This window comes from Flavobacterium cyanobacteriorum (genome assembly GCF_002251835.1).
Classification (GTDB): domain Bacteria; phylum Bacteroidota; class Bacteroidia; order Flavobacteriales; family Flavobacteriaceae; genus Flavobacterium; species Flavobacterium cyanobacteriorum.
On the sequence record NZ_NOXV01000194.1, the window covers coordinates 1 to 314 of the forward strand.

At 36.3% G+C, this 314-nt stretch carries 1 protein-coding gene; it reads right to left on the reverse strand.

What is annotated here, in order from left to right:
* Positions 1 to 26: 26 nt before the first annotated feature.
* A partial coding sequence (locus tag CHU92_RS03935) for a transposase (RefSeq protein ID WP_207759801.1) occupies positions 27 to 314 on the reverse strand: 288 nt, incomplete at its 5' end.

The window sequence follows — 314 nt, forward strand, 5'->3', positions numbered from 1 at the left end:
ATTTTAAAATGAGTTTAAAATTGCCTTTAAGCTGTAATTTTTTTTCTTAAGTTGTGTGCTAAAGCCATTAATCCGAACTCTAATTCTGTTTTTTCGATTCCTTTTAAAGAAAATCGTCTAAAGTTATGGTTGTGTTTGAGTTGAGCGAATACAGGTTCTACATCGGCGGTGCGTTGTTTTCTTTTCTGCAATCCTGTCTGGCTTGTTAGGAGTTCCCTTATTTTTTGTTTGTGTCTTTCGAGATTGTGATTTCTCTCTATACTCCGATTTTCTTTTCCCTTAAAACACAGACCTCGCAAAGGGCAGCCTTCGCA